The sequence below is a fragment of the Paraburkholderia atlantica genome, from assembly GCF_000092885.1.
Lineage (GTDB): Bacteria > Pseudomonadota > Gammaproteobacteria > Burkholderiales > Burkholderiaceae > Paraburkholderia > Paraburkholderia atlantica.
The window spans coordinates 1061922-1084776 of sequence record NC_014119.1 but is presented as its reverse complement, the minus strand read 5'-3'; the positions used below and the strand labels follow the sequence as shown (position 1 = coordinate 1084776).

Annotated in this window: 17 protein-coding genes and 1 pseudogene; 10 read left to right on the top strand and 8 right to left on the bottom strand. The window is 58.8% G+C overall.

The window, feature by feature from the left end; translation table 11 throughout:
• Positions 1-9 precede the first annotated feature (9 nt).
• The 5 genes from BC1002_RS32560 (at position 10) to BC1002_RS32540 (ending at position 4560) form a co-directional block, all read left to right on the top strand.
• On the top strand, positions 10-558 hold the full coding sequence (locus BC1002_RS32560) for a DUF488 domain-containing protein (protein WP_013094232.1): 549 nt from the start codon (positions 10-12) through the stop codon (positions 556-558).
• 45 nt (positions 559-603) lie between these two features.
• The gene (locus BC1002_RS32555) at positions 604-1230 is read left to right on the top strand and encodes a uracil-DNA glycosylase family protein (RefSeq protein WP_013094231.1); all 627 of its coding nucleotides are present in this window, start codon (positions 604-606) and stop codon (positions 1228-1230) included.
• A 380-nt stretch (positions 1231-1610) separates the two neighbouring features.
• On the top strand, positions 1611-2720 hold the full coding sequence (locus tag BC1002_RS32550) for a sugar ABC transporter substrate-binding protein (protein ID WP_013094230.1): 1110 nt from the start codon (positions 1611-1613) through the stop codon (positions 2718-2720).
• Entirely contained in the window at positions 2720-3730 is a 1011-nt protein-coding gene (locus BC1002_RS32545) for an ABC transporter permease (protein WP_013094229.1), read from the top strand. The genes BC1002_RS32550 and BC1002_RS32545 overlap by 1 nt, the downstream gene beginning before the upstream one ends.
• Positions 3730-4560, top strand: coding sequence for an ATP-binding cassette domain-containing protein (locus tag BC1002_RS32540; RefSeq protein ID WP_013094228.1), 831 nt, complete (start codon positions 3730-3732; stop codon positions 4558-4560). Before BC1002_RS32545 ends, BC1002_RS32540 begins: the two co-directional genes overlap by 1 nt.
• Before the next feature lie 21 nt (positions 4561-4581).
• On the opposite strand, the gene BC1002_RS32535 is transcribed toward BC1002_RS32540, so the two are convergent.
• The 4 genes from BC1002_RS32535 to BC1002_RS32520 all read right to left on the bottom strand — a co-directional run bounded on the left by BC1002_RS32535 (position 4582) and on the right by BC1002_RS32520 (position 11944).
• On the bottom strand, positions 4582-6735 hold the full coding sequence (locus BC1002_RS32535; RefSeq protein ID WP_013094227.1) for a TonB-dependent siderophore receptor: 2154 nt from the start codon (positions 6733-6735) through the stop codon (positions 4582-4584).
• Between the two features lie 465 nt (positions 6736-7200).
• Complete coding sequence (locus BC1002_RS32530; protein ID WP_013094226.1) at positions 7201-8349, bottom strand: hypothetical protein; 1149 nt, start codon at positions 8347-8349, stop codon at positions 7201-7203.
• Between the two features lie 25 nt (positions 8350-8374).
• Positions 8375-9613, bottom strand: a complete 1239-nt coding sequence (locus BC1002_RS32525) for a lipopolysaccharide biosynthesis protein (protein ID WP_013094225.1) — start codon at positions 9611-9613, stop codon at positions 8375-8377.
• A 69-nt stretch (positions 9614-9682) separates the two neighbouring features.
• On the bottom strand, positions 9683-11944 hold the full coding sequence (locus BC1002_RS32520) for a polysaccharide biosynthesis tyrosine autokinase (protein ID WP_013094224.1): 2262 nt from the start codon (positions 11942-11944) through the stop codon (positions 9683-9685).
• Between the two features lie 401 nt (positions 11945-12345).
• On the opposite strand from BC1002_RS32520, the gene BC1002_RS32515 reads away from it, so the two are divergent.
• From BC1002_RS32515 to BC1002_RS32505, 3 genes are all read left to right on the top strand, one after another.
• A complete protein-coding gene (locus tag BC1002_RS32515) occupies positions 12346-13254 on the top strand; it encodes a polysaccharide deacetylase family protein (protein WP_013094223.1) in 909 nt (302 codons plus the stop codon).
• A 227-nt stretch (positions 13255-13481) separates the two neighbouring features.
• Positions 13482-14423 (top strand): glycosyltransferase, encoded by a 942-nt coding sequence (locus BC1002_RS32510; protein WP_013094222.1) that lies wholly within the window; start codon positions 13482-13484, stop codon positions 14421-14423.
• A gap of 102 nt (positions 14424-14525) precedes the next feature.
• Positions 14526-15446, top strand: coding sequence for a glycosyltransferase (locus tag BC1002_RS32505; RefSeq protein WP_013094221.1), 921 nt, complete (start codon positions 14526-14528; stop codon positions 15444-15446).
• Positions 15447-15588: 142 nt separating this feature from the next.
• On the opposite strand, the gene BC1002_RS32500 is transcribed toward BC1002_RS32505, so the two are convergent.
• Together BC1002_RS32500 and BC1002_RS37015 are read right to left on the bottom strand one after the other, a co-directional pair.
• Positions 15589-16710: a glycosyltransferase gene (locus BC1002_RS32500; protein ID WP_013094220.1), complete on the bottom strand. Its 1122-nt coding sequence runs from the start codon at positions 16708-16710 to the stop codon at positions 15589-15591.
• A gap of 106 nt (positions 16711-16816) precedes the next feature.
• Positions 16817-17413: pseudogene (locus tag BC1002_RS37015) on the bottom strand (sugar transferase); the annotation flags it as partial.
• Between the two features lie 595 nt (positions 17414-18008).
• Between BC1002_RS37015 and BC1002_RS32490 the strand changes: the two are divergent.
• Positions 18009-18221, top strand: a complete 213-nt coding sequence (locus BC1002_RS32490) for a hypothetical protein (protein ID WP_013094218.1) — start codon at positions 18009-18011, stop codon at positions 18219-18221.
• Between the two features lie 108 nt (positions 18222-18329).
• Complete coding sequence (locus BC1002_RS32485; protein WP_238538044.1) at positions 18330-19583, top strand: glycosyl hydrolase; 1254 nt, start codon at positions 18330-18332, stop codon at positions 19581-19583.
• Between the two features lie 381 nt (positions 19584-19964).
• Here BC1002_RS32485 and BC1002_RS32480 read toward each other — a convergent pair whose 3' ends face one another.
• Both BC1002_RS32480 and BC1002_RS32475 read right to left on the bottom strand, forming a co-directional pair.
• Positions 19965-20180, bottom strand: coding sequence for a hypothetical protein (locus tag BC1002_RS32480; RefSeq protein ID WP_238538043.1), 216 nt, complete (start codon positions 20178-20180; stop codon positions 19965-19967).
• 222 nt (positions 20181-20402) lie between these two features.
• Positions 20403-22673 (bottom strand): polysaccharide biosynthesis tyrosine autokinase, encoded by a 2271-nt coding sequence (locus BC1002_RS32475; RefSeq protein WP_013094215.1) that lies wholly within the window; start codon positions 22671-22673, stop codon positions 20403-20405.
• Between the last annotated feature and the right edge of the window lie 182 nt (positions 22674-22855).

The following is a 22855-nucleotide window of genomic DNA, read 5'->3' as shown; positions in this document are numbered from 1 at the left end:
GAGGCACGCATGAAAACGAAACGCCCTTTTTTCACGATCGGCCACTCGACGCGTCCGTTGCAGGAATTCGTCGACTTACTGAAAGGCGAACAGATTGCCTTGCTGGTCGACGTGCGCAGCATCCCGCGCTCGCGGACCAACCCGCAGTTCAATCGCGACACGCTGCCCGCCTCGCTCTCAGCCGAACATATCGACTACGTGCATCTCGCCGCGCTCGGCGGACGCCGCAGCAGGCGCAAGGACGACACGCCGTCGCCGAATGCGTACTGGACGCATCCGGCCTTTCGCAACTATGCCGACTACGCAATGAGCGACGCGTTCCGCGAAGGACTGGCGCAACTACTGACGCTCGGTCATCGGCAGCGCTGCGCGATCATGTGCTCGGAAGCGGTCTGGTGGCGCTGCCACCGGCGTATCATTACGGACTATCTGCTGATGCACGATGAAACCGTGCTGCACATCATGGACGCGCATCACACGAACGCCGCCACGATGACGCCGGGCGCCGAGCCTCAGGCCGACGGCACGCTGATCTATCCGGCTGAGGCGCAAAACTGAGCCGACTCACGACACGACTGCACGCCAGTCACCCCGCACCGCTTTATGGCTGTTACCACCAAACGTACGTCGAAACACGACACGTCGCTCGACACGCTGCTGCACGATATCCGCGCCTGCACGCTGTGCGCCCCCACTCTGCCGCACGCGCCCCGACCCGTGCTTGCGGCGTCCACGCGCTCGCGTATTCTGATCATCGGCCAAGCGCCGGGCGCGCGCGTGCATGCGTCCGGGGTGCCGTGGAGCGACGCGAGCGGCGCGCGCCTGCGCACATGGCTCGGCGTCGACGACACGACCTTCTACGACGCGTCCCGGTTCGCCATCGTGCCGATGGGCTTCTGTTTTCCGGGCCGCGGTGCGAGCGGCGACCTGCCGCCCCGTCCCGAGTGCGCCAGCCGCTGGCATCGCGAATTGCTCGCACGGATGCGTTCGGTGAAATTGACGCTGCTGATCGGACAATACGCGCAGCGCTTCGGTCTCGGCGACGCGTTCGGCCCTACTTCGACCGATACGCTCGTCAGGTGGGCAGAGTTTGGACCGCGTGTGATGCCGCTGCCGCATCCGTCGCCGCGCAATGTCGCGTGGTTCAAGCGCAATCCGTGGTTCGAAGACGAAGTGTTGCCGACTTTGCGCGCGCACGTGGCGACGGTGTTGGCAGGCGGGGAGCTTTGAGCGCCGCGCATCGCGAAGCCGTGGCTGCGTGCTGTCTGCTGCAGCGCGCCACCCGGTGCCACGCCGTGCGTTCGCCGGTCCGCCGACAGCGGCGCAGACCAGCATTTCACCCCGTCGGGCGCCACTAACCACACGTTCGTGACCCCGCCGTCCCACTCTTCGGAATGGTGCGGGTATACATGGATTAGGCGGTGCAACCGCACTGCACTAACATTTTTGCGGTACCGCACGGCGCGTATCGAGCGCCTCGAATCGGGGTTGCACGTCGCCACGCCAAAGTCTCGCGCTGCCCAGCGCACTCCCGGTGCCTTCTAGCATCTGCACACGATCGACGCAACGTCGACCGCATCGACCAACGAAGACAAGAATCGGAGGATGAGATGGCACAGCAACGGGATGACAACCAGCAACAAGGCAACAACTCTTTCAATCCGGCGCGGCGCGGGCTGATGCAGGGCGCCGGACTCGGCGCGGCGCTTTCGCTGATGGGCACGCTAGGCGGCGCGGGCGGCCTGATCGCCAGTGCGCAGGCGGCGGAGTCGGCGTTTCCGTCGCACAAGAAGTGGAAGATCGTGTTCGTCAATCACGTCACGACCAACCCGTTCTTCGTGCCCACGCAGTACGGCATTCAGGATGCCTGCTCGCTGCTCAACATGGACTATCAGTGGACCGGCTCGGCCACCTCCGACGCTGGCGAAATGGTCCGTGCCGTCAACTCGGCGATCGCCGCGAAGGCCGACGCCATCGCGGTGCCGATCGTCGATCCGAGCGCTTTCGACAAGCCCATTCAGGCCGCGCTCGACGCCGGTATTCCAGTGTTCGCCTATAACGCCGACGCGCCGCGCGGCAAAAAGAATCCGCGCCTCGCCTATATCGGCCAGGACCTGTATCTGTCGGGCTACCAGATGGGCGAGCGCATCGTGAGCCTGATCGACAGCGGCATGGTTGCGCTGTTCATTGCGACGCCGGGGCAGCTTAACATCCAGCCACGTATGGACGGGGCTAGCGACGCGATCAAGAAGTCCGGCAAGAAGATCGACATTCAGACCGTGGCCACGGGCGCGACCGTCAACGAGGAGTTGTCGAAGATCAAGGCGTTCTATCTGGGTCACCAGGACCTGAAGGGCATGTTCGCCGTGGATGCGGGCAGCACCCAGGGCGTCGCGCAGGTGATGAAGGAATCGAACCTGCCCGCGAAGGGCGTGCACGGCGGCGGCTTCGACCTGCTGCCGACCACGATCCAGCTGATCCACGAAGGCTACCTCGACTTCACCATCGACCAGCAGCCGTACGTTCAAGGTTTCTATACGGTGATGCAGGCGTTCGTGTTCCTCAGCTCGGGCGGCCTCGTCGGGCCGGCCGAAATCAACACGGGCCTGAAGTTCGTGACCAAGGAGAACGTCGAGCCCTACCTCAATACCTCGACGCGCTTCGAAGGCAAGACCGATAAGCAGCAAATCGTCCCGCGGTCCGGCGCAATCAAGTCCTGATGAATACAGTGAACGAAACCAGCAACACCGAAGCGGTCCGCGCGCCCCGGCGCGCGGGCGTTTCATTCGCGTCTCAATGGGCGGCCGAGCTGCGCATCCTGCTCGTGGCAGTGCTGCTGGCCGCCTACTTCGAATTCGCGAACCACGATTTCCTGCTCACCAACGCGAGCCTCGTCAACCTGTCGCAGTTCATCGCGCCGGTGGCGATCATCGCGTTTGGCGAAATCATGCTGATGATCGGCGGCGATATCGATCTGTCGGCGGGCATGGTGTTCGCGTTCGCGCCATTCATGATGGTGTTCGCGAATGACGCGGGCGCGCCGATGTGGCTCGCCGTGATCGCGGGGCTCGTGGCGGCGGGAGTGGTCGGCTTCGTGAACGGGGCGGTGACGGTGTGGCTGCGGCTGCCCTCGTTCGTTACGACGCTCGGCACGCTCTTTTTGATCAACGGCATCACGCTCACGATCTCGCGCGGCACGCCCGCCCCCACGCCTGGCTCGCCCGCATTCGCCGCGGTGATGGGCGCGTGGGGCTACAGCGAGATCATCTGGACCCTGGTGATCGCCTTCGCGATGCACGTGCTGTTGCGGCATACACGCTGGGGCCTGCATACGCAGGCCGCGGGTGCGAATCCGCTCGGCGCGAGCGAGGCCGGTATTCATGTGAAGCGGCTGCGCCTCGGCAACTTCATCCTTGCCGCGGTGCTGGCGGGGTTCACCGGCATGCTCGAAGCCTTTCGCATTACCTCGATCGATCCGCAGGCGGGCGGCAATCAGATCATGTTCCTTGCCGTGGCCGCGGCCGTGATCGGCGGCACGCCGCTGACGGGCGGTTCGGGCACCATCGTGGGCGGGCTCATCGGCGCGGCCGTGCTCGGTATTCTCAACGACGGATTTACGCTGATCGGCATCAACGCGTTCACGTTCAACATCATTCTTGGCGCCGCGATTCTGGCGGCGATGATCTTCAACATCCACGTCGGGCGCATTCGCCGCAAGGGTGGACGCTGATGGACCAGTCGCAAACTTCTTCCGCGGGCGTGAATGCCACCTCCGCTGCGCTCGGCGCGGCGAACGCGCCGCTCGCGCTGCGCGGCGACAACCTCGTCAAACGCTTCGGCGCGGTGACGGCGCTCGACGGCGTCTCGCTCACGCTCGGCAAAGGCGAGATCCTCGGCATACTGGGCGACAACGGCGCGGGCAAGTCCACGCTCGTGAAAATTCTCACGGGCTTTCATCAGCAAACGAGCGGCACACTCCACATCGACGGCGAGCAGACGCTGTTGCGCTCGGTCGATCATGCGCGCTCGCTCGGCATCGAGTGCGTATATCAGGATCTCGCGCTCGCGAATTCGCTGAGCATCTACCACAACATGTTCCTGAATCGCGAAATCGTGCGGCGCGGGCCGTTCAGGCTGCTCGACCACAAGCAGATGCGCGAGCGCGCGGCGCAATGCCTCGACGATATCGGCGTGCACGTGCCTTCGGTGGATTTGCCCGTGGAGCGTCTTTCGGGCGGCCAGCGCCAGGCGATCGCCGTGGCGCGCGCCGTGCATTCGAACGCGAAGATCCTGTTGCTCGACGAGCCGCTCGCCGCGATGGGCGCGCGCGAGGCGGGGCTCATCATCGACCTGCTGATGCGCCTGAAGGAAAAAGGCGGCCTGTCGATCATCATGATCATGCACAACTATGCGCAGACGCTCGATATCGCGGATCGCATCATGTTGATGCAGCGAGGTCGCGTGACCTACGAGCAACAGAGCGCGCTGACCTCGGTGGCGGAACTGATGGACATCGTGCAGCGGGAATACCGGGCCATGCGCTCCAGCGGCGCGCAGTGAGCCCGCTGCCGTTGATCAGGATCAGAAATCGATCTTCGCGTTCACGCTGACCATGCGCGGATCGCCCGGCGCGATGTAGTCCGTGTACTGGAACATCCAGTAGCGGCGATTCGTGATGTTGTCGATCGCCGCGCGCAGCGTCACGTCGTGCCCACCGATGCGCGTCAAATAGTTCGCTCCGACGTTGACGATCATGTAGCCGCCCGTCTCCAGGTCGCCAGCCGGACGCACTTTCGTGCTGCTCGTGAACTTCGCGTCCGCGCCGAGCTGCAGGCCCGGCACGGCGGGCACGTCGTAGGTCACGCGGCCGGCGGCGACGAATAGCGGCGCTCCGGCAACCCGGTTGCCGTTATAGGCCTGTCCTTTCGCGTACCAGGTGTCGAGCAGCATCAGGTTGCCGGTCACCTGCCAGTTGCGGCCGAGGCGCACACTGCTGCCCGCCTCCAGACCTTGGTAAATCGAGTTGCCGTCCTGCACGTAGACATTCTGGCTGTTCGCGTATGCGGCGCCGCGTTCGATGCGGAACAGCGCAGCCGTCGCCGCCCAGCGCTCATGCTCGCTCTTGATGCCGACCTCGTACTGACGCGAGCGCAGCGGACGCAGCAGCGCGCCGGCGTTCGCGTAGATGTCGGCCACCATCGCGCCCTGCTCGAGCGACTCCACGTAACTCGCGTAAAGCGTGGTGTGCGGCTCGAGCTTGTACATCAGCGCGACGGTCGGCGTCAGCACACCGTTCTGCCCGTACGAAGACAACAGCGAACCGTTGACGTTGTACGACTGCTGATCGTAGTTCGTGTAGCGCAGGCCCGCGAGCAGCGACCAGCGATCCGTCAGCTGGAGCGTGTCGCTCGCGAATAGCGCCTTCTGCGTGATCTCGTTCGCGCGATATTTGTCGAGACCGGCGCCCGAATAGTAGCGCCACGGGTTTGGCTGATACAGGTTGCCGTTGCCCAGCGTGAAGTAGTACGAGACGGCGCTGTAGTCGTTCGTCTGGTACTGCCACGACGCGCCGAGCGCCAGTTGATGCGTGAAGATGCCGGTCTTCGCCGTGCCTTCGAATACGCCCTGCCAGTAGATGTCCTGGTGACCTTCGTCGCCGTTCCAGCGGCTGTCGGTGTAGTCGCCGGCCTGGTTCAGCAGCGTCAGCGTGCTTTCATTGCGGTCGCGCGACGACTTGCTGTAGCTCGCCGACGTGTTGAACGACCAGTTCGGCGTGATCTGATACCTGACGCCCGCCGTGTACAACTGCAGGTTCGTGTTCAGATGCTGATCGGTGCCGCCGAGCAGATTGGTGCCGCCGCTGATTGGCACGGGCAGGCTCGTGCCCGTAAGGGTGCCCGTGTAGATCGCGGGGGTCTGGCCGCTCGAGCGGCTTTGCTGATAGATCGCGTCGAAATAGACGTCGAGGTCGCGCGTCAGGCGGCCGTCGAGCGACACCGCCAGCGAATTGCGATTGATGTCCCCCGCGTTGTAGGTCTTGCCGGCCTCGTGCGTGTAGTTGACGCGCGCGCCGAACATGTCGTCCGGACCGAAGCGCCGGCTCAGGTCGACGTGCTGGCTGAACACGCTGTCCATCCGGTAGCCGGCCGACACGCTGGTCACCGGCTGATCCGCCGGCGTCTTCGTCACGTAGTTGACGACCCCGCCCGGCTGCACGAAACCGTACATGAAACCGCCAAGGCCCTTCAGCAGTTCGACGCGTTCGAGGTTTTCATAAGGCATCGTGATGCCGTACGAGATGAACGGATTGCCGTTGATGCGAAAGCCGTTCTGCCAATCGATCGGTAGGCCGCGAATCGAGATGTACGTGGCCCACGCGTTATACGCATTGGTGCTGTCGGTGACCGATGCGTCGACCGCGAACACGTCGCCGAGCTTGTTCGCCTGACGGTCGGCTAGCTCCTCGCCGGTCACGACGGTGGTCGAGAACGGCGTGTCGAGCTGCGAACGCGTACCCAGCGCGCCGACCGACACGGGCGTGCGCAAGTGCATCGGCGAATCCGTCTGGGCGGCCGCGTTGACGTTGACGGCCGGCAGCGCCTGCTCGCCGCCGCTAGCGGCCGTCGCCGTGGCGCCAGGACTACTGGCTGGCGCCGCGGTTTCCCCGTTCGCGACGCTCTGCGCAAAAGCGCATTGCGCGGCGCCGGCAAAGGCCAGCCAAACCGCAATCTGCATGGGACGATGGAGTGTGAGCCTTGTTGGACGTTTGGTTTTTTGATTCTTCATGTCTACCAGCGAGCAAGCGCCTCTGTCGGTTGTAAATGCGATTGATTCGCATTCATGAGGCGGGATGGTAGCAAAGGCTTTTGCCTTTTGAAAGCATTACGGTGGGATTCGAATCGCTTGCGATGGTGACGGCGCAACACAAGGGCGCGCCTCGCGTGGCATGCACGGCTCAAACGAGTGTGGGCCGATGAAGCCCCACTGGACGGAAGGTTTCTGGCTGGGAACTTATCGAAGTCGGCGAGGCCGGCGGGCGTTCCGCCGGAATCCGCCGAGGTTACTCAACGAGCGCTCTGCCTTCCGTGGCGAAGAAGCTGTTGGACGTTGCGCGGCGGGAATACCGGGCCATGCGCGCCGGCTGTGCAAAGCTGGAGCCAATCGTTTCACAAACGGCACACAGAGGTCCGTTATGGCGAATCAGGAGGCGCTGCGATGTCTCGACAATGCGGACCGATGATGGGTGTCCTCGTTCGCCAGCGACGCGCTCTCAGCCGATACAGTCACGTGTCCTTCCAATGACAGCCGCAGGACGAGAAACATGATCAACGGCGACACCGGCGAAAGATGACGCAGGAATGATCCGTAGTCCGGCTCGAAAATAGCTTGCGTCGAAAGGAAACTGACGAGAAAGCAAAAACACAGCGTCTCGAATCGGCCCACCGGAAATAGCGTCGCAGCCGAGCGATAACGCGAGAACACAGTCGCAAAAGTGAAAAACACGCCAATGCCGCCCAGCATTTGCAACGGAGAACCCGACGTAATCAACCGCACCGGCAAAACGAAGGTCGCCAACGTGATGGCGACGTTCGCCACGCCAACGAACATACTGCTGCCCGGAATGAACTGTACGATCATCGACCCCACTTCCTCTGGGTCCCGCCACTCATTGGCATTCTGTCTCGCGAAATCGAGTGATTCGCCGTAGGCCTTCTGGAACACGAAGGCGACAATCACAAACAGAGTCAGTGCGAAAAGGATCAATGAAATCGGCTTTCTGAAGCCAGTTGGTGTTAAATAAAGAAAAACGGTCGCGGCAAGCGTAATAGCCCAGTACGATCTGAAGTACACGGCTACCAGCGTCGCCAGGACTACAAACAAAGCCAATATCGCTCGCGACGAGTTGTAAAACAGCAACAACATAACCGCAATAGAAATAACAACTTCTTTTGACGGAACGCCGATGTAGACGGTCTGATTGACGAGCCAGAAGGCGACCAGAAAGAACTCGGTCGGCTTGAGCGAAGTAACACCAGATCGCCAGATGGCGATAAACATGCCGATAGTCGATGCGAGAAAGCCCGCCAAAGAAATGGAGAAACTCTCGAGGCCAAAAAAGTTGAATAACCACGCGAGATTGTCGAACGAGTCACCAAACGCCTTGAAAGCCGTGACGGTCTTCATGCGGTCGAAGATCACCAGTTCATCAAACAGAAACCGCGCGGGCAACGTGCTATCGTGAAACGCGGAGATGGCATACAGCGCGATGAATAGAATGAACCAGACCGCGGCCGACACGCCTGGACTCGCATTCCTGCCGATGATGCCGGGGAGTTTTACAATGCGCATTCTCTTTCCCTGAACGACTCGCCTGTCACGGCGCTTCAAAGCTAGGTTGGCGATTCAAATAAGCGTCCGGGCCCTTTCCGATCTTGAGCGCCTGGTAAGTACCCACGCTTGCCACGATCGTTCCACAGACGCTGAGCAGAACAAGCGATTGAATGAAACCGACGCCCATGAAATGAGCCGTCGCAAAGATCAGAAAAATCGATACGGCATTGACCATTTGAATCATCAAGTCGATCTTCTGTCGGTTTGCGACAATGAATACCTGCGCCATCGAGCCGTAGATCGCCATCGTGATGAAATAGGGAATAAAGATCAGGTACACGGACATCGACGGTTCCCATTCGTCGCCCATCTTCACGTGGATAATGAGGCTAAGGCCTGCATAGCACGCTGCCACGAGAGAAATGCTGATCAACGTCAGCATCGTAAAAAACTGCTTCGAAGGATTCGCTCCGCCTTTTCTGTGGCCATCGAAATAATCGATCAGATCGCGGCGGAAGACGGCGCCCAGACTTTGCGACAAGAGGGACGCAGGGAAGTAACCCACCCGATACGCCAGCGCAAAGATGCCAGCGTCACGATGATCGAAGATCATCGGCATCAGGATCGCAGACGCATAGATCACGAATGAATTCAGCGTAGTGGTCGGTATGCCAAATTTTGCATACTGGATCTGAATCGCAGAGAACCTAAGGAAGGACACCGGGATCATCTGGCGGGCCGAATAAAGACAAATCGCGGCCGGCACAACGGACGAGGCCAGAAAAATCCAGCTATAGATGTTGAATACGGTGGTGCCACTGACCTCGCCTTTCGAAAACATCATCATGCAGAGAAAGTAGACGGCGAACGCGGCGTTGGGAAAGAACCGGATCGTCGCGATCTGCGTGTACTTTCTTTCGGTAGTGAGCGCTCCGCACAACGCCTGTTGCAGGAACACGCCAAGCGCCAAACCGATAACAGGTATGTATTCCGTGTGCCCGGCTACTGCGGTAGCCACCACGAGCGCTACGCCGATCATGATGGCGACCGCGCTGGAACTCATCATCGCCCGGACGGCTTGCGCCTTGTCCGCTGCCATGCATGCGACCTCCAGACGCAAGCCGATCACCGACCCGATAAAGAGACCACCAGCCATCAGCTGGCTGAAGTAGCCGAGAGCCGTCGGTCCGCAAAACTTCCCGATCAAAAGGATTGAAACGAAATTTAGCGCCTGACTCAGCACCACTCCAGCGACACTTACTATCGAATGTTTGATATTCACAATTTATCTGCGTCGAAGTCCGGGTGAATTTTTTCTTCGCTTCACACGACGATGGCCGTCGTCCGAAAGCTAGTCTTTCTGTGTCTTCCCGCTGGCGGGCAATGCGTCGAGATAGGAGGCATTGCGATAGAGGCCGGTGCGCGCGCCCAGACTATAGCGATAGACATCCGTGTCGATCGCGTTGAAGATCACACCCTTCACCCGGGCATTCGCCTGCTTGAGTTGCTTGGTCGCTTCCTGCACCTGCGCAATGGAAGTCGTCTCGAAGCGCGTCACCAGCAACACGGTGCCGCAGCTATCCGCAAGCGCGGTCGCGTCGGATACCGCGAGCACGGGCGGCGTGTCGATCAGCACGATATCGTAGTCGCTCGTCTTCGCGAGGAACTGCTGCATGCGCTCGCTCACCAGCAGCTCGGCCGGGTTCTCCGGGATCGCGCCGCGCGCAACGAAGTCCAGGCCCGGGCGCACGTCCCGCGTGATCACCGAGTCGGACGGCACCTCCGACGACAGATAGTCGGCCAGGCCCGGTGTCGAGTCGAGGCCGAAGTACTGCTCCAGATGGCCTTTGCGCAGGTCCGCATCGATCAGCAACACCCGCTTGCCAGCGGCCGCGACGACCGCCGCCAGATTCGCGGAAAGGAACGACTTGCCCACCTGTTCCGTCGGGCCCGTCAGCAGCACGCGATTGTCGCCCGACTCCGATTCGAGCATGGCAAAATGCAGCGCGGTTCTGAGCCGGCGCAGGCTTTCAATCGACGGGTCGCGCGGAAACTCGCTCGCCAGCAGGAACTTCTCGTCAGTGGGCAGCTTCGGCGCCTTGCCGATTCGCGCGACTTTCGCCTGCGATAACGGCACGGTCGCATACACGTTCAGGCCCGTCTGCTCCTCGATCTCCTGCGCGTCGGTCACGCCCCGATAGAGCGCCGTACGCGCGAACGCCGCACCCACACCCAGGATCAGGCCGCCCAGCGCCGCGTAGATAATCACCAGCAGCTTGTTCGGCTTGATCGGGTCTTTCGGCACCACCGGGTTGTCGATCAGCCGCGCCGTTCCCACCTTGCCCGCGCGCACCAGCTTGAGCTGTTGCATGTTGTTCAACATGCCGACATAAAGCTCGTTGTTCACGTTCATGTCACGGGTCAGGCGTACCGCATTCTGCTCCAGGTCCGGCAACCCCTGTTCCTGCTGCGACAGGCTGCCGATCCTGCTGCCCAGCATGCCGATCTGCTGATCGAGCGCCTGGATCGCCGGGTGACCCGGCGCGTAGATCGCGCCCATTTCCGCGCGCTTCTGCTTCAGTTCGAGCAGGCTGCGCTGTGCAGCCACGCTCTGATCCAGATAGGCCTTGCCCTGCTCACTCAGGTTGAACACGCCCATGCGGTTGCGCATGTCGTTATAGCGTCCCTCGGCGCGCTCCAGGTCGCTCTTCAGTTGCGGCAGCTGTGCACTCAGGAACTCGAGCGACTTCTCGGCTTCAGCCGCCTTGCGCTTCAGATTCTGGTCAACATACGCATTGCCGATTTCGGCGAGCGTGCTGGCCGTCAGCATCCGCTCGGAGCCCGTCAGCGACGCACCGATGATGCCGCTGTCCTTACCCTTCTGCGACACGGTCAGCCTGTTTTGCAGGTTTTCCACCGTCTTTTCGCGCGACTGCCTCTCCAGAATGAACTGCGTGCCCGGCCTGGCGTTCAGCGCATCGATGCGCAGCGTGATCGCGCCATCAGGCAGTGTCGTGTCGAGCGTTGCGCCCACGCGGCCCTCGACCGGCTGGCTCAGATCCGACTGCTCCAGCCGGTAGCGCCCGTCATCCAGAACGGTCAGCACGAACTTCTCGCCTTCGAATGCTTCCGGAACGTTGAAGCTGGACACCTTGACCGATTCATTGCCCCACGCATATCCGCCAAATCCAAAGAGTCCTGGCTCCGAAACACTTCTGGCTTGCCGCCCCAGCCAGTCGCCGATCAATGGAAAGCGCCTGGGCTTTGCGCTGATATCGAGGTGCAGATCGTCGACGGCTTTGCCGACCACCATTCTCGACTGAATGATTTCCATCTCAGCCGTCGCCTCTGTCTTGACGTCGAACATGCTCGAGACGTCGCCCAGCGGGCTCTTTGAATTGTTGGTCGGGATGCTGTCTTCCACCTGCACGAGAATATCGGCCTGGTACACCGACGGCGCAATGAACGCATATGCCACGCCCAGCGCGAGCACGCTGCCGGCAATTCCACCGACCAGCCAGCGGTTGGCCATCAGAACGTCGAAATAACGTGAAAGACTGACATCGTTATTCCGGAGCACGGCGGTATTCGTAAGGAGAGAGTTCTGGTTCATCGAAACCCCAGGGCGGGTGTACGAAAAGGGTGGAAACCGGATTTAAACTGCGGGCGATGCGGCGTTGCCAAATCACGCTTTCTGTCACGGGACGGCAACATTTTTGATGCTGACGCTGCGTGCGTCAGTTCGGTGTGCAACGCAATTTTGCGATGTTCCCTCTGCTTTGCGCGCCACCAACTTCAGAATAATCGTCTTACCGTATAAACATAAAGACTGCCTGATTCTCCACTGAATCCCTGTTTCCCCGCAGTAGATCCAGCTCTGGAAAATAGCGCGTAGTCACACGATCGAGTATCCCAGACTATCTGAAGGCTGTCATTATCTCTGTACGCTAACGCACATCGCTTTTGTGGCAGCAACTGCACAATCCCATTCAATGCCGTTAGCTTGGGATGCATATGAAACAATTGATGCGTGAGATACTCACACGCGCGCTGATTTTCAGTGGAACCCCCGCCGTGATTCGGGCGTTACTTTGGCGCAATCGCACCGCGATTCTGCTCTATCACGATCCATCGCCCGCCACGCTCGAGGCTCATTTCGAGTACCTGAAAGACAAGGTCGAGTTCGTGCCCTTGTCGCAGGCAAATTCGCGTGGTAGTGGTCGCCCGCGCGTGGCCGTCACGTTTGATGACGGCCATATTGGCAATGCAAAGCTTCTGCCGGTATTCATCAAGTACGGCGTGTACCCGACCATTTACATCTGCAGCAGCATCGTGGCGCACGATCGTACTCATTGGTTCCTCCATCCTGTCGCGAAGGATGCAGGTGTGAAGCGGCTGATCCGCATGAAAAATCAGCAGCGCCTGGCTGAACTCGACGCGCGAGGCTTTCGTCAGGACTCGCTAGACGCAGCGGCGACGATTAGTGGCCTCAGCGCCGCCCATATCGAAGAGATGCGTCCCTATGTCGATTTCCAGTCGCACACGCGCTATCACCCGACACTGACCTTCTGTGAAGATGACGAATGCTTTGAAGAACTCGCGCTATCAAAGTTGGAGGTGGAACGGATCGTCGGTAAGCCGTGCGAGCATTTCGCGTATCCCTATGGCATTTATGGTCCGCGCGAGGTCGAACTGTTGAAGGCCGCCGGCTACAAGACCGCACGCACGACCGACGTGGGCTGGAACGATGAACGAAGCGACCCGTTCCGACTCAAGGCGTTCGACATTGACGATCACTCTTCCGTGGCGTGGTTCGCCGCGCAGCTCACAGGCCTGACGTTGGCGCCGCGCTATCTACGACTGGGACGGGTCCGGCGCTTTGCTCAGCGGATCTTCAGGCCGCGTGTATTGAACCAGGCGTAGAAGGCACAGCGCCGCCAACCACCGCGCACTGACCGAATCTGGTCGACGCCACGCAATGTCGCCCGAGCGACGACGCGACAGCTCGCACTACGGCGTAGGACACAATTGTGCACCGCGCGGCCTTCACCCCAGGCAGCGAATCACCACGATAAGGTGATAGGCCGGCACGGCACTGTTCGTAACGGCCTTATTGTTCCTTATCTCCATGGTTAAAAAAGGAATGCGGCATGCGTAAAATTTTCATCACGTCTCCCGGCAACGCCAATTATCCGGAAATCACTGCCTATCAAAACTATTTTAAAGCTCGAGGCGTGGATGTGATCGTTGGGACAATAAGCAAGTATCGTGCGCTAGAAGACAAACGTAATTTCGTGTTGTGGGAGATCATGGGGTTTTATCCGAATCGGTTTGAATCCGACTTCGTGATCCACGACTACCGTTCTCTCTCCGTTGGCGGCTGGCCTGCGATGAAAGACGTCGCGAAGCGATACTTCAATTGCCAGCCGAATCTGCGAATCTTTCAAAACAAACAGCAAGAGGAGATCATGGGTTTCGGCCACGGCGTACCAAGTGTCATCTTGCCTATGGGCGTGCCGAACTGGATCTTCGAAGTGCAGGGTGACGGCAAGACCGAAAAGAAGGCTGATTTCTGTTATATCGGCGAAATGAGCGTCGAGCGGGGCTTCGATCGCGTGCTGGAAGCATTTATCAACAAGTTTCAGAAACGCGACATCTCCCTCCTCCTGGTGGGAAAACCGGACCCGCGTATCTACGAGAGATTTTCGAACGCAAAAAATATCATTTTCACCGGGCCGTTGCCGCAGCGTGAGGCGCTGAAGCACGTCGCCGAATCCGAAGTTGCGGTGTGCTACTTCCCCTATCACCGGCCGCATTGCTATCAAACACCGACCAAGCTTCTCGAGTACGCCGCGCTCGGCAAGAAAATCGTCTGCAACGACTCGCCGTCGAATATCAGATGCTGTGAAGAGATGGGCATCCACAGCGTGATCACGACGGCGAACATCTTTGACGGCATCGATGAAGACGCCGCCCGCAGTGCCACGGCAAATCGCCGGAGCGACTTTACAGACCTCATCTGGGACCGGGTTATAGAGCAATCCAACGTCGCGGCGTTTCTGCCAAAGGACATCAAGCTAGCGCACGCTTGACCAATTCATTGGCATGCGACATTTCAACGAACGCGACCCGAACTGCCCCAGGGTAGTGCAGAGTCAGCCGCAGAGAGACAACACTTGAACGGTGGCAATGACATGCAGATATTCATTCTTCACCCCGGCAAGGCGAACTATCCGGAAATAGACGCCTACACTAAGTACTTTGAAGGAAATGGCTGCAAGGTAACGTCAGGAACGCTGGATGATTACAAAAAAGTCAAGAACCCGGAGGAATACGTTCTCTGGTGCATCATGGGCTTTTACCCGAGGACCCCTGATGCGAAATACGTCATCCACGACTATCGCTCGCTGTCGGTTGGGCGTAACAGCGCGCTAAAAGACACCATAAAGAAAACCTTGCAACCGCGGCCCAATCTTCGAATCTTTCAGAACGATTCGATGAGCGCAGTGATGGGTTTCCGGGACGGAGTAGATACCGTTTTCCTGCCAATGGGTGTGCCAGACTGGATTTTTACGACGGAGGCTGAGCGCAACCAGACGCTCCCGGCGGGCACGTATTGCTATCTGGGCGAGATAACGCGGGAACGTGGCTTTGACGGCTTCATCAGGGACTTTCTGGCCGCCAAGCGCGACTCGGATACCCTCGTTCTGATTGGGCCGGTTGAAAAGGAAATCTCCGACGCATATCTTCAATCGCCCGGCATCCTGTTCACGGGCCGTCTTCCGCAACGGGATGCCCTCGCGGTGGTTCGCAATTGCGAGATCGCTATTTCAACTATCCCCTACAAGCGTCCGTACGACGTGCAGACACCGACGAAGCTTCTGGAATACGCTGCACTCGGCAAAAGAATCATCTGCAATGACTCGCCGTCGAATCTGAACGCCGCCGCCAAGTTTGGAATTCAATGCACAGTAACAGGCCCAGACGTATTCTCTAGCATCTGCAATTTCCATGGCGATATGGTGCCGGAGAATGATCCGTCTACACTTCTGCATTTGCGATGGACAAATATAATCTCCGCCTCGGGCGTTGAGCGTTATCTCGCGAGGGTCTAAAAGTTAAGATGGTTTGCGCGAAAATCCGCGCAAACCATTTCTAGAGGAGCGATTTCGAAATCGTTTTTTAGTCAATTCGCTTCGTTATTATGAGAATCGGACACTGTTTTTCGATTTGACGTCCCGAAGCTTTGCGCAATCACTAGCTCAGCACCGCACGACCCTCGCGAAGGCTTTTCAATTGGGTCGAATAAAGCTGCGCGATGTTACTGAAGAAGCGATCTTCACTGAATCGATTGCGCGCTTCCTCCTGCGCGCGGCGCGACAAACCTTCACAAAATTTCTCGTCGGTCAGCATCTTCTGGATCAACGATGTCGCTTCTGCAACCGTCCGATAAAGGACGCCGGTCGAATTATGGCGAATGGTATCGATGTTGCCGGGACAATCTGACGCCACGACGGGTGTACCGAGCGTCATTGCCTCGATCAGGGAGATCGGCATCCCCTCCCAGGAAGCTGTCGACAAATAGATATCCGCTTGCGCGACAGCTTCGATAACGTCCGCACGCGTCAGCCAGCCGGTCACACGCACGCCGGCATCCTCGAGCGTCTTCCTCAGATCCGCGTCGCCGTCGCCGATCCATACGAACTCGACGCTGTCCCGATCAAACGATCGTGCAATCTCCGCGAACAGTTGCGGATTCTTTTGCACACGAATGCCACCGACAGTCGCAATTACTCGCCTTTTTGTCGACTTAACGTTTTCAGCGCCTTCCAGGTGAGTGTCGCCGTGGACCCCGACAGCCCGATCGATCGCATTCTCGACCAGCACTGCATCGCGCCACAGATAGCGGCGGATCGCCGCGCATTCGCTCTCAGAGCAGCCAACATATGTGCATCTCTTCAAGCATGCAAGCCACTCCAACGCCGCGAAACAGTATCGCTTCAACCTGCCAATGTCTCGCCGTACGAAGGAGATGCAATGGGGGCTATATAGAAGCGCCGTTGACGGCAACGCAAACAAGGTCGACATTCGTCCTAGGAAACCCGCGAACGACGAGTGCATATGGACGATATCCGGGTTTAGTCCGATGAGTTGCCGACGCAAGACAGACATGATGTGCGCCAACGATGGTCCTTTCATTTGCAGGTGCTGCAGGACGACATCAGCGTGGAACATTGCGCGCAAGTTCTTCGGCGTTTCCTCCCGCTCGGAATAGATCACATAAACCTCGTGGCCTTCCTTGGCGAGGCGCGTCGCAAGCGTGCTCACAACTGCAAGCGTTCCTGTAGCAGTCGATTCAATTACGTGGACCACTCTCATAACTTTTTCTCGTGAATTTCTCAGCAATAGCGGATCACTTCACCGACCGGTCACGGCGATCGGCACGACATGCAATCTACGACAGCGGAAAGAACCTCAGCCGGGCTCAGTAGGCACCGTCTTTCGCGAACACCACTTTGACGGTTTTCAGAAGAATCGACATATCGAATGTCAGCGAGCGGTTCATTGCGTACTTGACGTCGAGCGAAACCCGCGTCGGATAGTCCACGTCGTTGCGGCCGCTTACCTGCCATAAGCCTGTCATTCCCGGCTTCAGCGCGAGGTAGTAGCGAACATCACGGCCATATCGCACCAACTCCTTTTGCACGATTGGACGAGGGCCCACCAGACTCATGTCGCCGCGCAGCACGTTCCAGAGTTGCGGCAACTCGTCGAGGCTCGTCTTGCGCAGAATGCGGCCAACCGGCGTCACACGAATGTCGTTTTTAAGCTTGAAATCCCGGTCCCATTCCGCACGAGCCTGCGGATCAGTGGCGAGCAGCTTCGCAAGAACTTCATCCGAGTTCTTGACCATAGAGCGGAACTTCAGGCACTTGAAAGTACGTCCTCCGCGGCCAATTCTCGGATGCCCATATACGGCGTTTCCGTGATCGCTCATGACGACCAGCGCAATGATCAGTAGAACCGGAGAGAGCAGGATGAGCAGAACTGACGCTCCGCAAATGTCCATTACTCTCTTCACTGCGTCATCCCACCTCGCACCCATGAGGTTCTCGCTTGGCGAATTCGAGTCATCCAAGGCGACCTTTTTTGAATTCGCCTCAAGGCACGCCTCTTCCAATTTCGGATCCGCGGCGGCGTTCGATTCGAACATGCTATCTCCTTAGTTCGGGAACTCGTGGGACGGTGCCGGCGTAGGCACCCTGCGCTTGCAAAACAGATTTTGGTGTGGAAGCGAATCGTTTAGTGAAGCTAATTTCACTGATTCAAGACCAGCGTAACATCTCACTCCGCGATTGAATGTTGGTAATAGCGCATAAAGGCGCCATCGTACAGTTCGATCGCGACACGTCACTTTCATCGGGCGCGCCTACTGTTCTTTTAACAATCAGATACGCAAAATTCGAATAGATGGCTTTCTTCTTGACTGCTCTTACCACGGCGTATCACTTGTAAATATCATGACAAAAACGATCACATCAGACACATACTTTTATCAGACGTTAATCCGCGCTTTTAAATCTTTCGATTCCAATTTGTCTAAAGAGACGACGGCTTTCGTCTCTACGTAGGCAGTTATTGGTCCGTTCAATGAAGGTTAAAAAAAGGAAACTTTGATGAAAAGCCGCTGGTTTTCCGGGCTATCGCGCGAAAGTCTATGCGGTCACTCGTTGCTGCCCATCCAAGCCGAAAAAGTATCCGGGCTCGGCACTGCAACCGATGTGCGTTCCCGCACATGGTCAACCGATTCGATCATTGTATTGCTCGCCGCGAAGACTTCGTTGATGCTGGTTTGTGACGTCGACGCATTGTTTGATCTGCGTGTTTGACGTATCAGTGCAACCGATGCGTTCTCTTCAACAATTGATGTTCACCTGCGCACCTAACACTGACGTTTTTCGCACCCGTTTGGGGGCGTCAGCATTTATAGTCGAGAAATGAAACCCACCATTTTCTTCTTATTTTTCGCCTTAACACTCTTGTGTGAGCAGCCAATGTCGGCCTTCGCGAAGAACGGTCGCACCCAGACAACGCCCATGGCTACCGTCACACAACGCGCAGCGCTGCAGCCGCCGCCCACCGGAAACGGAAACGACCGTTTTGCAATGGACGTGAACTGCAATCTGTGGAGTGCCGATCAGAAGGCACTGAGTGAATGCTCGAAGGACCTGGATCTGATTGCCGGATTGGGCGTCGGTACCGTCCGCCTCGGTGTTTCGTGGGACTTCATGACGCTGGACGACGGCAGCACGTTGGACCCCAATAAGGTGGCCTTTCTGAAGGCGCTTTTGAACGCCGCACGCACGCGCGGTATGAAGATTCTTTTCCTGGTAGGCATGTACGCGCCGTCTAGCGCATACCGATGTTCGGCCACCAAGAATCCGCCGAGTGCATCGTCAGCGCGACTCGACTTCTGCGACGCTGCGTTCACGAAGTATTTCGACTCGCTGATGGACGTCGTTCTGCCCTTCACGGCTGACATCGAACTGTTCAATGAGACCAACTGGTCGTTCTCCGCTTCGGACCCATCATACGGCGATCCGCACGGTATCAATGGCTACATTCTGAATCGCAGCAAGACGCTCTATTCGGAAGCCAAACACGTCCTGAACACGAAGAGGCAGTCGGGCTACAAAACGGTTCTGCACACTCAGGGCATCTCGTACTTCTACAACTCGGCGTATCCGAATAACGGCTGGCAGCCGCCAGCAGGCAATGAGCTGATCCAGGCCACCGACTACATCAAGGCAATGGGCAACAACACGAAGAGCGCAGCCAGCCCGTTGAACACCACGATCGATGTCGTCGACGTTCACCCGTACTTCAGCAGCGCCGACTACCATATGCTGATGCAGTCGTTCAACACAACCGTTTCGGATCTGGTTGCCAGTGGTTCCAAGCCGATCTGGATTACGGAAACCAACGACGGTAAGAGCCGCACGGACGCCGGACAACTCGCGGCATTCAACCAGTTGAAGGTTCTGATGGACAACGGTTCGGTGGCGAAGGCGTTCTGGTATGTCGTGCGTAACGGCGACCCGAGCAACGGGGAAGGCGACGGCTACTCAATCTACGATTACAACCGTAAGCTGATTTGTCCGCAGCTTGCCGCCGCTATTCGGGCATACACCGCGACGATCCCGCGAGCGCAGCGATTCCTGTCGGGCCCTTACCTGAAGCCGGTCAAGTGAGGCCGACGCGTGATGGTTTTGCAAAGTGGATGCAGCGGAGATCCCAATGACAGACGAATCATAAGAGGGTGATGCGACTAATCATCCTCCTTTGATCCTCTCGCACGCGCAACGCAAAGCGCACACGCAAAGACCCCAATCGCCACGCCGATCAACAGACAGGCGGCATGCGTCAAGAAAGTTACCATCTTCCGCTCCCTTTACGACCACATCGAAATATTGAGAATTTAAACAGCACGATGTCATCGGTGACGTAGCTACGGGCTGGGATATTCCCTAGCTGCCCCGGACAGTATGATGAAGCGACCTAAAGTCCGGCAGAGAATTACAAGAGCAAAGATGCCTATTTGCGAATGAATACCGGTCTAATAACGAAACTCACTATACCACGGGTTTAACCCCGCTCTCGGCGCCAATATTCAGAATGGCAACGGGCTCGCGGCTGACGCGCAGGTTCAGGCAAGCGTGAATTACGAAATAGCCGATGCTGTAGACGAATGCGAGGATACCGGCATCGCGATAAGCGGAGATCATCAGCATCGAAATGGCAGACACTTGGACCGCAAAGGAATTTGGCGTTGTGGTGGTTAAGGCCATTTTCCCGTGCGGGATCCGAAGCCCGGACATCTTCAAAGGCTGTCTGAATCAATTTTCGGGCCGAGTCGGACAATGACTGCCGGCACGACCCTAGAGGTCTGAAGGATGCAGCCATAGATTAGGACGCCGGTGCCAGTGCGCTCAGCTTTCGAAGTCGTCATCGGGCAGATCAAGTGGCCGGCCAACCCAGTGAGCGGTACGAAACCGACCGTGGCTCTCGCGTCACAAAGGTTGATCTTTTTTAGCCTCTCCACTGGCCGGCAGTGCATCGAGATAGGAAGCATTGCGATAAAGGCCGGCGCGCGCGCCCAGACTATAGCGATAGACATCCGTGTCGATCGCATTGAAGATCACACCCTTCACCCGGGCATTCGCCTGCTTGAGTTGCGCGGTCGCTTCCTGCACCTGCGCAATGGAAGTCGTCTCGAAGCGCGTCACCAGCAACACGGTGCCGCAGCTATCCGCAAGCGCGGTCGCGTCGGATACCGCGAGCACGGGCGGCGTATCGATCAGCACGATATCGTAGTCGCTCGTCTTCGCGAGGAACTGCTGCATGCGCTCGCTCACCAGCAGCTCGGCCGGGTTCTCCGGGATCGCGCCGCGTGCAACGAAGTCCAGGCCCGGGCGCACGTCCCGCGTGATCACCGAGTCGGACGGCACCTCCGACGACAGATAGTCGGCCAGGCCCGGTGTCGAGTCGAGGCCGAAGTACTGCTCCAGATGGCCTTTGCGCAGGTCCGCATCGATCAGCAACACCCGCTTGCCAGCGGCCGCGACGACCGCCGCCAGATTCGCGGAAAGGAACGACTTGCCCACCTGTTCCGTCGGGCCCGTCAGCAGCACGCGATTGTCGCCCGACTCCGATTCGAGCATGGCAAAATGCAGCGCGGTTCTGAGCCGGCGCAGGCTTTCAATCGACGGGTCGCGCGGAAACTCGCTCGCCAGCAGGAACTTCTCGTCAGTGGGCAGCTTCGGCGCCTTGCCGATTCGCGCGACTTTCGCCTGCGATAACGGCACGGTCGCATACACGTTCAGGCCCGTCTGCTCCTCGATCTCCTGCGCGTCGGTCACGCCCCGATAGAGCGCCGTACGCGCGAACGCCGCACCCACACCCAGGATCAGGCCGCCCAGCGCCGCGTAGATAATCACCAGCAGCTTGTTCGGCTTGATCGGGTCTTTCGGCACCACCGGGTTGTCGATCAGCCGCGCCGTTCCCACCTTGCCCGCGCGCACCAGCTTGAGCTGTTGCATGTTGTTCAACATGCCGACATAAAGCTCGTTGTTCACGTTCATGTCACGGGTCAGGCGTACCGCGTTCTGCTCCAGGTCCGGCAACCCCTGTTCCTGCTGCGACAGGCTGCCGATCCTGCTGCCCAGCATGCCGATCTGCTGATCGAGCGCCTGGATCGCCGGGTGACCCGGCGCGTAGATCGCGCCCATTTCCGCGCGCTTCTGCTTCAGTTCGAGCAGGCTGCGCTGTGCAGCCACGCTCTGATCCAGATAGGCCTTGCCCTGCTCACTCAGGTTGAACACGCCCATGCGGTTGCGCATGTCGTTATAGCGTCCCTCGGCGCGCTCCAGGTCGCTCTTCAGTTGCGGCAGCTGTGCACTCAGGAACTCGAGCGACTTCTCGGCTTCTGCCGCCTTGCGCTTCAGATTCTGGTCAACATACGCATTGCCGATTTCGGCGAGCGTGCTGGCCGTCAGCATCCGCTCGGAGCCCGTCAGCGACGCACCGATGATGCCGCTGTCCTTACCCTTCTGCGACACGGTCAGCCTGTTTTGCAGGTTTTCCACCGTCTTTTCGCGCGACTGCCTCTCCAGAATGAATTGCGTGCCCGGCCTGGCGTTCAGCGCATCGATGCGTAGCGTGATCGCGCCATCAGGCAGTGTCGTGTCGAGCGTTGCGCCCACGCGGCCCTCGACCGGCTGGCTCAGATCCGACTGCTCCAGCCGGTAGCGCCCGTCATCCAGAACGGTCAGCACGAACTTCTCGCCTTCGAATGCTTCCGGAACGTTGAAGCTGGACACCTTGACCGATTCATTGCCCCACGCATATCCGCCAAATCCAAAGAGTCCTGGCTCCGAAACACTTCTGGCTTGCCGCCCCAGCCAGTCGCCGATCAATGGAAAGCGCCTGGGCTTTGCGCTGATATCGAGGTGCAGATCGTCGACGGCTTTGCCGACCACCATTCTCGACTGAATGATTTCCATCTCAGCCGTCGCCTCTGTCTTGACGTCGAACATGCTCGAGACGTCGCCCAGCGGGCTCTTTGAATTGTTGGTCGGAATGCTGTCTTCCACCTGCACGAGAATATCGGCCTGGTACACCGACGGCGCAATGAACGCATATGCCACGCCCAGCGCGAGCACGCTGCCGGCAATTCCACCGACCAACCAGCGGTTGGCCATCAGAACGTCGAAATAACGTGAAAGACTGACATCGTTATTCCGGAGCACGGCGGTATTCGTAAGGAGAGAGTTCTGGTTCATCGAAACCCCAGGGCGGGTGTACGAAAAGGGTGGAAACCGGATTTAAACTGCGGGCGATGCGGCGTTGCCAAATCACGTTTCTTGTGGCGGGACGGCGAAAATCGGACGCACATGCCGAGTACGTTGGCCCTGCTCGCAACGCACCGGAGAGTCAATCCCTATGATCTTCGCCCCGCCGCGTG